The organism is Bacillus sp. MUM 13, assembly GCF_001866725.1.
Lineage (GTDB): Bacteria > Bacillota > Bacilli > Bacillales > DSM-1321 > Peribacillus.
The window spans coordinates 1-10,889 of the sequence record NZ_MLYQ01000133.1 but is presented as its reverse complement, the minus strand read 5'-3'; the positions used below and the strand labels follow the sequence as shown (position 1 = coordinate 10,889).

Sequence of the window (10,889 nt, the reverse complement as noted above, 5' to 3'; positions counted from 1 at the left end):
AACAAGGGATGTAATTACAACAGCAGTATATTTCTGATTTGGAGTATACATATAAAAAAATGGAATAATAAAAAAACCAATGACTAACCAAACAACGGCTGTTTCTTTCCCCTTGTCTAAATCATAAACGGTTTTTGCTGTCAAAATAGAAATTACACATCCTACGATCCAAACAATAAAGAGTATACCAACCCATATATGCTTTGATTTGAATTTCATGTTAATACCTCTTCTCAAAAAGACACATTCGATTTGTATCATTCAATTCAAACTAAGGAATAATTTGTTAATTCAAATTGAAACTCCACTAATAAAATACACTCCAAGCATATTAACAAATAAGAAAAAACTATCGATAGTTTAGGTTTAGTGTTACATGAAAGTAGGATTAAAATCTTCCAACAGAATAAAAATCACTAAAAAGAATGCTGATAGACCCAAACAAAGAAGCACTTGAAGGGCGTGCTTTCGGTTTGGTGTACATAAATAAAATACCGGTAGTATAAATAAACCTATCTTTAAGATTATAAAAGAATAATCAGAATAATCTGGTCCCAGATAATAGAGAATATAATTTTCATCAATTAACATTACAGGTATTGCAGTACCTATAATCCAAATTAGAAACAGAGATATCAGCACAATTAATTTAGTTTTATATTTCTCACTTTTTATTAATGCAACTAATAGTATTTCCATAAACTTCTATGAAATCCCTCTAAAATTACGGTCTTTATGATATAACTAATATGCAAACGGGTAGGATGGTGGAATAATTTCAGTGGGAGGAAGAAAGAATGCAATTCAGAGAAATACTAAAGCAGTCATTTGTTATTTTAGGTTTTAGTGCACCAGGTAAGTGGAGTGGGGAGATGGTTCATCCTATACCCGATTTATTGGACCAATCATATAAAGAATTTGGTAAAGATAAAGAAAATATTATCGGAGTTTGCCTCCCGCCAAGAAGTGACCATTATTTCTATACCTGCGGAATAGAAATAGAAGAAGTTGATTTCCATAAGGTGAAAAAAGGAATGACCTTGCACACTTTTCCAGAACAAAGATATTTTGTGTTTACCCACATTGGCAATGCTAATGAGATTCCTAATACATATGGACAAATATGGGAAATTTTCGATAGGAAGGGTTATTCAATAAAAAAAGGGATGCCTGAAATAGAAGTTGTGAAATCTCAAATGTTCGGAAAAGAGTATACAAACGAATACGAAATGGAAATCTGGATACCTGTTAATTGATTATCTTCAATAATGTTGATGCTTTAATTGTCCGGCAGATTGACCAATTCTATATCCCTATTGTGGTGATTGGAAAAGTAGATGGAAACTTTAGGAATGTATTCTCAGTCAATACAAACAACTATCAGGATAGCTTTGACCTTACCCAATACCTGATAGACAGAGGCCACAGGGATATTGCATACCTGCACTCATCGCTACATTATGATGTATCAATAGACCGGCTGGAAGGATTCATAGGCTGTATGAGGTCCAATGGTTTAGCAGTCAATAATGAAAGGATCATTGACAGCGATTATACAGTAGATGCAGCCCATCTAGCAGCTAAGATGCTTATTGCAGGCACAATGCCGACGGCTTTAAATTGCGGCAGAAAAAGGGATATCAATCCCTGAAGATCTATAGGTAGTCCGGCTAAAGTAACCCTAATATTTATCCATTTCTATCCCCTTCCTTGACCTGTAAGGAGATTCCGGTCAAAAAGCTTGGGGATATCGCAGCAAGGTCCTTTTTTTTAAGATTAAGGAGGGAAGTAATCCAGAACGTCAAACCATAATACCAACTAAATCCATCCTCCAAAAATCGGTTTCCACTATTTAGGTCATTAATTAAATGCTGCCTCATAAGGGGGTCATCCCCTTTTTGAGACAGCCTGATTCGTCATTCTCAACAACTTCGCGCTAAAATTATCACCAAATCTGCTTAATAATTAGCAGCAAAAAAAAGCTCTGAGCCTGGTGCTCTGAGCTTTTTTAGTTTCGTTTACTTTTTCATCTAAAATGTTGTATTACTGTGCCCTGTCCATTTTTTGTCTCAATTTCAGCATATGCACCATTTATAAAAGTAATTTGAGGTGGAACGTGTCCACAATCAATGTTATATATTATTGGGATTTGAAGCTCTTCGTAAAGTTCCACATATACCTCTTCAACTGTATATTCTTTGACAGGAGTATTAGCTGGACTTCTGCCGAACATAATACCTGAACAATGATCAAACCAACCAGCCAATTTCATCTGAATAAGAGACCGACGCAAATCGGTATTTATTAGCTCGCAATTTTCAAGAAACCAAATAACTGGCTCATCTTGAATATACCTTTTCCTAAAGGTAGATACATCTCCATATGGTGTTCCGATTATATGCCTGATAACATCAATACACCCTCCAAGTAAACGTCCCTGTATCTTGACTGGATTGTTTGAAATTGTTTTCCAATGGGTTTGTTCGGTTAAATTGAAAACATATGGAGTAGGCTTATCAAACTGCCATTCTTCTTGGTATTTTTCCGATGAATGTTGTTGGATTGAATCGCCTTTTTTAGTGGATAAAACAGACTGCCACATCGCTGTCGTTTCATCTGAATATTCTCCCCTTAAATCAACTAAATTTGTTCCGTGAGCAGTAGCAATACCTGTTTTTAAAGTAATAGCTAATAATAATAGACTAATATCAGAATAGCCTAATATCCACTTATTTTGTATATCATCGAAGTTAATATATTCAAGCACCTCAATTAGTAGTTCTCCACCCCACGGGGGTATAATAAGTTGAATATTTTCATCCTGCATCATTCTATTAAACTCATCTGCTCGAAATTTAGCTGAGGATGACCGTACTTTGTTTTGGGTCCAAACCGTATTGCCGCAAATAACTTCAAAACCTTCTGATTTCATACGGTTACAGGCATCTTCCACAAGTCCGTGTAATTCTTTTGGCACACCTGATGATGGTGCGGTAACCCCTATTGTTGCCCTTTCTTCTAAAAAAGGATATTTTATCATAAACAATCCCCCTATACCTTTACAATATTTTACCATTAAAAAGGAAAGTCTACATCTTTTCGATACAAAACAGTTCAATTTAATACCCTAACCACTCTATTTGGCACACTACTCTCTGAAAGAGGTTCTAAAATGGGCTTTGCTCTTCTATATATGTAATACAAAGTGGAATAGTGGAAAAAGCGACTAGGCAGATGTATTGGGGGGAAATTTAGTGAATAGCTTAAATCCGATGTTTCAAAAGGAAAATCACATAAATAACAAGTCAGTGTTAAAAAATACTACGAATAAAATAAAGAAAAATAGACAGCCACGAAATGATAAATGCCATAATATTAAATTTCCTGTCAACACTCTCATGCAGATGAAGCTGCGTACCTATTGCAAGCAGGCAAGATACTTAGGGTACTTAAAAAATGGACAGCCTATGAGCCAGACCGTCTTCAATACCGCCCTTTTACTATATGGATTAAAAAGGATTGAACGAGTCTCATGGGACCTGGAATATGAGGATACGAAAATTTACATGCATACCATGCCCAAAGAGGAAGAGTATCGACTCATTGGAGGTCCTTATGGAATCGCCATTCAAAAACAGGCATCCGACCGGAGAGTAGTTTTTATGGTAGTCCATTCCGTCTTGCAATGGATAGAAAAGGGGGGTTCCCTTGAAGAAATCTTACAGTAGCCTAAACCTCCTGCAGCAGAAATTAAAAGGCGCAGCACCAAAGGGCTTTTTTGAATATATCTTCAGCAGCCGAAAATATCTGACATTGACAGTGAACTATTACGATTATTTAAGGGGCAAGGTATTTGTGGAGGATATGCTGGACATGTATGAGGACGTCCCCTCCAGCTTTGATATCGCTGTATTGATCCACCTGCTATACGATGATTTCATCACACAGATAAGAAAAGGAATCGACAACAAGCAGATTGCGTGGTTTTTGATAGCCGGTAAGAGGGGGCATTTAAGTAACAAAAAGGAACAAAAACGGGTGTTAAAAGCGCTGAATCAGCATATTTTTGCCTTTGAAACCATTGAAGAGGACATTGTACCGGAGAGTGGAGCGAATGAGAAGGAAGCCTTCATCACTATGCGCATGAAGGAATCCGAGGTCCTGCGTGGTGAAGTCTTCCTGCATGATCTCTCCCCCTATTTAATGGACGAGCATATCACGATTGAGGAATTGATCACCATCCTCTATTTGGACTTTATCAAGCAAATAAAAGAAAACGGGAACTCTTCCAGCATTCAAAAGAACATCCTTTTTCATCTTAAGGATTACGAATGAACAGGAGCGATAATGCAGCCATATTTGCCGCATGGAAAGTGGAAAGTGAGCCCGATAAATCATTGAATGATTTCTACCGCGCTCCGCTTGCTGGCCTTGATAAAAAAGGTTAAAAAATGGACTTTAACCTTTTTTATCAAGGTCGTTTTAACAATATAATACCATGTTTGATAGGAGTAACCTGCATTCTGCATTGTCAGTTGCCTCTCCCGTTCTTCCCCCGGACGATGGCATCCTTTAGAATTTTTTCCAAATGCTCAAAATTTCTTTGTTTGCCAAGTGCCTCATCTTCAAATACTGAAGCAACAAGTGCTTTCCTCACATATACGGCATGCTTGGCAAACAGGCTCGACTCAAGGGCAAAATCCCGGTATTTTGCAAATTCACTTATAAAGGTAATCGTCGTTCTTGTATTCCCTTAACGCATGGGCTCTCCAGATTTCTGACATGACACGGGCCAGATGATGTGCTCCTTCATTATCAGAAAAGGAAGCCCAGGGAAGTTCATTCATCCTGGTGAAAATCCAGTTTAAGTGGGATTCTACTATATCATGATCCACGAACTCAAGAGGGTATCCATTCAGTTCCCTTTCATTTTTAAAGATGTTAATCGTGCGCAGGCTTCCTGCCCAGGGATAAATGTCCCCAAAGATATATCGGTGAAACTGCCTGTAATGATCCACATCATAAAACCCTTCCGTCAATATCCCTTTTGATATATGTCTCAGCCGGACAGTGGTGATTTCTTTTTCTGCTAATTCAAGGACATCAGGGTCTTTTATATGAAGGGACTTGATCAAAACATTCGTTCCCTTATAAACATAAATATCAGACATCTTATTCCGGCTGTCTATAGGATTGCTTCAATCTTTCCACAATCTCGCCTGAGGATAGTTCCCCCTGTATTTCTTTTTCCATCATATCGGATAATAAAGGGCTTGGCTCATAATGACCGTCAATCTGGTTAAGCTCAAGCGCCTGCTCCCATGATTTCCGCTTCTCCTCTGACTCCTCCAGTTTCCGAAGTCGGCCATACAGCTCTTCATACTGTTTATAATCCAGAAGGACTTCCCCTACGACTCCATTATCGGTAATGAATTGAGGCACATGTTTTGCCTTTTTCCGCAGAGATCCAAAACTTTTTGCAGCAACGGATGCTGACACAAGCTGATCGGCAGTAAATGATGGTTTTTCCATAGAATCGTCAGCCCTTTCTTTATAATTATTGGTATTATATATATTATACACAAAATAAACCGTAATATGTTACGGAACGTTTAAAACATATAAACAAAAAGGAAAAACAAGAATGGATTGGATTGGGGAAATTGTGTCCATTATAGCTATTCAAACCTTTCCTAATATTTGAATCCGCATGATTCGAACCCCCAGTCAAAGAGATAATCGGTTGATGTGATCCGCCAAAAAGACCTCATTTATATTCAGGTAGGAATCCTGATAATATCCCAGCAGGCGGTTATGCATTTTTGCAATTACAACACCATACTCTTTGCGCCTTGAGGAATACTTCTTTTCTGTCATATTTTTCACCGCATAGAACCACATCCTTCCTGCTCCCATGACTTTCACCTGCTGAAAATCCGCATTCACCATGAGGCCCGAAAGCGGATCCGTGAACTTCACTTCAGTGATTATAGATCCGAAAAAATTCCCCCTTCTTTCTGTAATTTCCACTCCATTAATGACCTTATACATCGCAGACCCTCCTTTTCCAATGCCTTAACTATACGTTGGTAAAAACCCGAGGTAAAATCTGCAAAATCACATTTTCCCGTCCGTTGTATCCGCAAAATCAGTAGTTTTTCCTCCAAAATGGCATTTAGACTGCTATACAACAACCAAAAAGGATTTTTATACAATTTTTATTCTTTCTGAGTTATTTTTACTCACGAATAAATAATGGAATAATCCTCTTTCAGTAATCAAAACCTCATTTTTAATTAATTGATGGCCTCTCACAAGTCCACCGTAAAGAGTCCTACCGTTGAACCAACAAAAGGATTTCTCCCCTCTACAGCCGGACCCCAACCCAAAATAATTATAAAACGATGATTCATTCTCGCTATAACAAATTAATAACCCCGCTATAACAATTTGTTATAGCAGCTTTAACAATTTGGTAACCCCGGTATAACAATTTGTTATAGCAGGCTATAGCAATTTATTATAGCGGAGTTATCCACATTTTTTTCTCTTTCCACGCTATAACAAATTGTTGTAGCAGAAATAGGCTATAACAATTTGTTAGGGCCCGGTATAACAATTTGCGAATACAGAATAAATACAATTACTTTAATAATCTTTAAATAATAATAACTAATACTTATGTTAAAAGTGATTTTACTTTTTTCAAAGAATGAATACACGTATAAGAAGAACACGATTAATTTATATTAAGACAATTACTTCTTCTTCTTTCTTGACTAGCTATAGCATATATATGAAATAAAATTACTATTGGAGGTAAAGAGATGTCGATAGCTAGACAAGATGGATGGACGCAAGATGAAGATATAATCTTAGCAGATGTAGTATTAGAGCACATAGGCAAGGGCAGTACTCAATTAAGAGCCTTTGAGGAAGTGGGAATACAAATGTCTCGAACAGCTGCTGCATGTGGTTTTCGGTGGAATTCATATGTTAGGAAGCAATATAAAACCGACATTGAGCAAGCCAAGAAAAAGAGAAAGGATAGTAAGGGACAAATATCTGAAGAAGAAAGAAAAGACATCGCGTATATGGGAGAAAAAGAAGCAGCCTCTGGAACTATTGGTGCAGAAAATAATTACTTGGAAACCACTAAGGAAGTGGTAAGAAATCTTTCCAAACTGAGTGAAGAGTACAAATTATATATCGAAGAAAAAAAACTAATTCAGGCTGAAAACGACAAACTTTCAGAATGGATTTTATCTTTAGTGGAGGAAAATAACATTCTAAAAAATAAGCTTAAAAATGTAGAAGAAGATTATACTATTCTACTTTCTATTATGGAAAAAGCAAGAATGCTTAGAGTTCAGGAAGAAGAAAGATATAGCGAAAGTATGAAGTTCCAAAATGATAAAAAAAAGCATCTAAAGAAAAACTAAAGAAGTGTGAACAAGTAGTTGCTTTGAGATTAAAAAAAGAGTGAATAAATTCACTCTCAGTTTGCTAATAGTTCTATTCTTATGTTTTCTATATCTTCATCAAGTTCTTTTAGCCATTCGCATATTGATTGTATGTACTTATCTTCAATCCAATCTCTAGCAAACTCATTTGGAACAAATATAGTATATGTTTTAGAGTCCTTTTTTAACAAGATATTAGCAAACCAAGTTTCATAAGAAGGCTTAGAAATTTTGTGTTGTGCTTTTTCTAATAACCGTTCCAGTATTATGGCCTCTTGCTCAGTCATTTCTTGTCTCAATACAGTATGAATTTCCATCTGCTTAATTTGAGATCTTCTTCTTTTGGTGCGATACACATGGCCAGTAGACACCAATTTAGAAAATATTTCCTCGAAATCTAACTGTTTGTCCATGTTAAAATCGTCATTCACTTGAAAAATTTCTTTTAAATACTTCTCGTGATCATCCCTTAAGGCTTTAGGTAAACCGATAATTTCCTTTTTGTAAGCATTTTGCATATGTGGTTTGGCGTCTGACGGGATTATAAGGTCACTATTCCCTTCTATAAGTACATTTGTTAGAAGGGGAATCATCTTACGTATTTTAAAAATTGGCTTTGACTCTAAATTTTCCTTACTTTTATTCAAAACACTAAATTTGTAGATAAAACCAAAGTGTTCCAGAACTTCCATATATCTTAAAACTGCAGGATAACTCTTATCCATCTTTAGAGCAATTTTTTTTATATCTGGGAAGCACCAGTCCTTGTTTCCGTAAGCGTATCTTCTTAAATGACCATATAAAGCTACACCTTCAGCAGTAAGGAAATAGCTCCAAAAATCGAAGAAATAGTTATTTAATATCGTTATTTCTCCCTCGACATAAGGAATACTTTTACCGTATTTATCTAAAGAAAAATTAGTAACATCAGAGTTCGAAAAGAATACTTTATCCATTGCGGGATAATTAACTATTTTTGAGAAGACTTCCCCATTTTCCTTTTTCTCAAATCTTAAACGGGGATCTTTCCCTTCGGATTTAACTCTGCGGAAATATGTTAAATCATCACTAGTGCCTTTTAAATTCTTTTTATTTTCATCCAATATAAAATCCTCCATTACTTTCACTGATTAAGGAAATTTTTAAAAAAGAGGATTTCGCTAGAATTAATCTCAACTAGTTGTTAAAAGAAATTAAAACAGTAAGAAATTCCATCTTCCGGTTCATATAATCTTTAGCGGCCAAACTAATAGTAGATTATTTCAATAAAACCAGTGGGTTTTTTATATATTTTTTTGGTTTACATTTTACTTATATCGCTTAAATAGAAAGAGTCAAATTGACAAAAACTATTATCTTAACGTGGCCAGTCGAAAGAATTCTAGACAATTAGAAAAAGCCCAATGATAAATACAACCTGTTTAGGCTGTGAAAAATCTTGGGCTTTCCCATTTGTCTATATTAGTATTGTTAAACTTATTTAAACACTTTACATCAAGCAATGCAATTGAAAACTCACCTGAATACCTATTAACTGAAAAAATATAAAACAACCTTCCGGTAAAATTTTTCCATTATAGGAATGATAGAATGCATTGTCCTGTATAACTTTTAGAGAACTTTCTATTTAATCTACATCCTTTGATAAAAAGTAAGTGGCAAAGATTTGTTCTACCAAGGGGGGCTATGTTCATACACCTCAACTAGCCATATAACGATTTTTTTGGTTTCACATACTTTTCTTTCGCTGTATCTTTTTTCAACCCGATACCTTCCATTCGATTTCCTGCACTGTGCTGTGTTTCTTACAATAAGAGTCTAAAAGCTTCAACCTAACTGAATTATAATAAACCGTTGCAGAGTGCTTGAAAAAATATAAACACGTAAATTAATAATAAAAAATAATGGTCGGAATCTTTTTTAAAAGGGCTATACTCCTTAAACAAGTTCCGTCACCTCTTTTCTATATGAACTTTTTGTATAATAAAATATTGGGCTTTCAGACTCTTGCTCCAACCAGCCTTCGAGAGAACCAAAAAGCATCTTCTCAAATTTCCTCCCTAATACGTCCCGCTGTAATTCTTCGTCTGTTCGATACATCACCAAAATAAATTCAATCTGACATTTAAATTGATTTGGTCCATTGTTAAATTGGTCGAGCCTATGAAGACGATCAAAGGCTTTGAAACTGCCCTCCTCCATGACTACCACGAGAACTCGAAATTTACGTTCTTTGTTTATTTTATCCTGGAACCAAACACACTTATCGGCATAATAATTAGATTCAAGATTACTTGGATATATATCATCATCACATGCGGTTATTTTGAAATGAAAATCATCAAAAATTGTATTCCATACAAAATTCATATTATCTTCCACTATCTCCTGCCGTTTTTCCGAAATTAACGGGGCATCACCATTTAAGATATTAGCTGCTACCAACCCTGCAGATTTTAGCGGTACAACATGAATATATAAATTTTCTATCCTGAGAAATGGACGGGTTAGCATTTGATTCTTTATACCAGCTACTCTTTTTTCCCGATTTTCCTGATACATAAGAGACTTAAAGCTATCATCAATGACAGAAAATAAAATATGATAAGTATTTTCTGGATGCTTTTTAGCAATAAATTCGTAGTTTTTGATTTTATTTTCAATAACTGTTAGTTGTTCCCTACCAGAGTCGGTTTCAATATTCACAATCGTATTTTCCTTCGAGACTACCCAATCCGGAAGCACCAATTGGTTTTCAGCTAACGCATTTTCATGTGGATTCCTAAGGGGGAACACAGAATCAAAAGTTGTGTGCAAAAGATAACAATGCAATTGTGTAACAACTTCCTGGGTAGCAAAAAAATGTTCTATATTTTTTATGGAATTTGTGAACCACTTATAATCCAGTTCTACATTTTCCTTTGATTGTATAAGTCCTTCTTCCTTCAGGATCTCAAAACCAAATTTCCCAATTCTATAGTATTTAAAGTGAATACCAAATTGCTTTCTTATAACATATTCATTTGCAACCAAGACATTATATTTAGCCCAGCTTCTTAATTTGTTTGCAACGCCTTTTTGTGTAATACCTTTTAATTCATGATAATAAGAGGCAATTTGACGAGTTGTAAGCAGGCGTTGATTCCAAATGAATTTCAAAATACGCAAATCTTCATTATCAAGATAGACACCTTCAAGACCTTTCCCATTTTTAATATAGTAACGCTTCCTCATTAAACACTCTCCTTCAGCAACAAAAAAACCCCTCAACGGAATAAAAGTAATCACTTTTTCGTTGAGGGGTTTTCCCTTTCGGCTATTAAAATATGAATTTATTATAACACCAATTGTTTAAAAGTACAGGGGGATATTTATGTATATTTATTAATAATATGCAAATGAATATACAATTTTGCAAGACTTATT

13 protein-coding genes are annotated in these 10,889 nt (G+C 35.4%); 5 read left to right on the top strand and 8 right to left on the bottom strand.

Going from position 1 to position 10,889, the window contains the following annotated elements:
* Positions 1-219 (bottom strand): hypothetical protein (locus BIV59_RS21535; protein WP_139194436.1); only part of this gene is annotated, 219 nt, incomplete at its 3' end.
* Between the two features lie 578 nt (positions 220-797).
* Here BIV59_RS21535 and BIV59_RS21525 point away from each other — a divergent pair.
* Complete coding sequence (locus BIV59_RS21525; RefSeq protein ID WP_071353510.1) at positions 798-1,256, top strand: GyrI-like domain-containing protein; 459 nt, start codon at positions 798-800, stop codon at positions 1,254-1,256.
* Positions 1,253-1,651, top strand: a complete 399-nt coding sequence (locus BIV59_RS21520; RefSeq protein ID WP_071353509.1) for a substrate-binding domain-containing protein — start codon at positions 1,253-1,255, stop codon at positions 1,649-1,651. The genes BIV59_RS21525 and BIV59_RS21520 overlap by 4 nt, the downstream gene beginning before the upstream one ends.
* Positions 1,652-2,026: 375 nt before the next feature.
* On the opposite strand, the gene BIV59_RS21510 is transcribed toward BIV59_RS21520, so the two are convergent.
* Positions 2,027-3,040: a S66 family peptidase gene (locus BIV59_RS21510; RefSeq protein ID WP_071353507.1), complete on the bottom strand. Its 1,014-nt coding sequence runs from the start codon at positions 3,038-3,040 to the stop codon at positions 2,027-2,029.
* A 214-nt stretch (positions 3,041-3,254) separates the two neighbouring features.
* On the opposite strand from BIV59_RS21510, the gene BIV59_RS21505 reads away from it, so the two are divergent.
* Both BIV59_RS21505 and BIV59_RS21500 read left to right on the top strand, forming a co-directional pair.
* The gene (locus tag BIV59_RS21505) at positions 3,255-3,728 is read left to right on the top strand and encodes a hypothetical protein (protein WP_071353506.1); all 474 of its coding nucleotides are present in this window, start codon (positions 3,255-3,257) and stop codon (positions 3,726-3,728) included.
* A complete protein-coding gene (locus BIV59_RS21500) occupies positions 3,709-4,335 on the top strand; it encodes a hypothetical protein (RefSeq protein ID WP_071353505.1) in 627 nt (208 codons plus the stop codon). Before BIV59_RS21505 ends, BIV59_RS21500 begins: the two co-directional genes overlap by 20 nt.
* A 196-nt stretch (positions 4,336-4,531) precedes the next feature.
* Here BIV59_RS21500 and BIV59_RS24300 read toward each other — a convergent pair whose 3' ends face one another.
* The 4 genes from BIV59_RS24300 to BIV59_RS21485 all read right to left on the bottom strand — a co-directional run bounded on the left by BIV59_RS24300 (position 4,532) and on the right by BIV59_RS21485 (position 6,051).
* Complete coding sequence (locus tag BIV59_RS24300) at positions 4,532-4,657, bottom strand: hypothetical protein (RefSeq protein ID WP_276205162.1); 126 nt, start codon at positions 4,655-4,657, stop codon at positions 4,532-4,534.
* A gap of 61 nt (positions 4,658-4,718) precedes the next feature.
* Positions 4,719-5,171 (bottom strand): Fic family protein, encoded by a 453-nt coding sequence (locus BIV59_RS21495; protein ID WP_071353504.1) that lies wholly within the window; start codon positions 5,169-5,171, stop codon positions 4,719-4,721.
* 1 nt (position 5,172) lies between these two features.
* Complete coding sequence (locus BIV59_RS21490) at positions 5,173-5,532, bottom strand: antitoxin VbhA family protein (protein WP_071353503.1); 360 nt, start codon at positions 5,530-5,532, stop codon at positions 5,173-5,175.
* A gap of 195 nt (positions 5,533-5,727) precedes the next feature.
* Complete coding sequence (locus BIV59_RS21485; RefSeq protein WP_071353502.1) at positions 5,728-6,051, bottom strand: hypothetical protein; 324 nt, start codon at positions 6,049-6,051, stop codon at positions 5,728-5,730.
* A gap of 776 nt (positions 6,052-6,827) precedes the next feature.
* Between BIV59_RS21485 and BIV59_RS21480 the strand changes: the two genes are divergently transcribed.
* Positions 6,828-7,442 (top strand): RsfA family transcriptional regulator, encoded by a 615-nt coding sequence (locus BIV59_RS21480; protein WP_071353501.1) that lies wholly within the window; start codon positions 6,828-6,830, stop codon positions 7,440-7,442.
* Positions 7,443-7,498: 56 nt separating this feature from the next.
* On the opposite strand, the gene BIV59_RS21475 is transcribed toward BIV59_RS21480, so the two are convergent.
* Complete coding sequence (locus BIV59_RS21475; protein ID WP_071353500.1) at positions 7,499-8,566, bottom strand: DnaA N-terminal domain-containing protein; 1,068 nt, start codon at positions 8,564-8,566, stop codon at positions 7,499-7,501.
* An 835-nt stretch (positions 8,567-9,401) separates the two neighbouring features.
* The gene (locus BIV59_RS21470) at positions 9,402-10,697 is read right to left on the bottom strand and encodes a replication-relaxation family protein (protein ID WP_071353499.1); all 1,296 of its coding nucleotides are present in this window, start codon (positions 10,695-10,697) and stop codon (positions 9,402-9,404) included.
* Positions 10,698-10,889 lie beyond the last annotated feature (192 nt).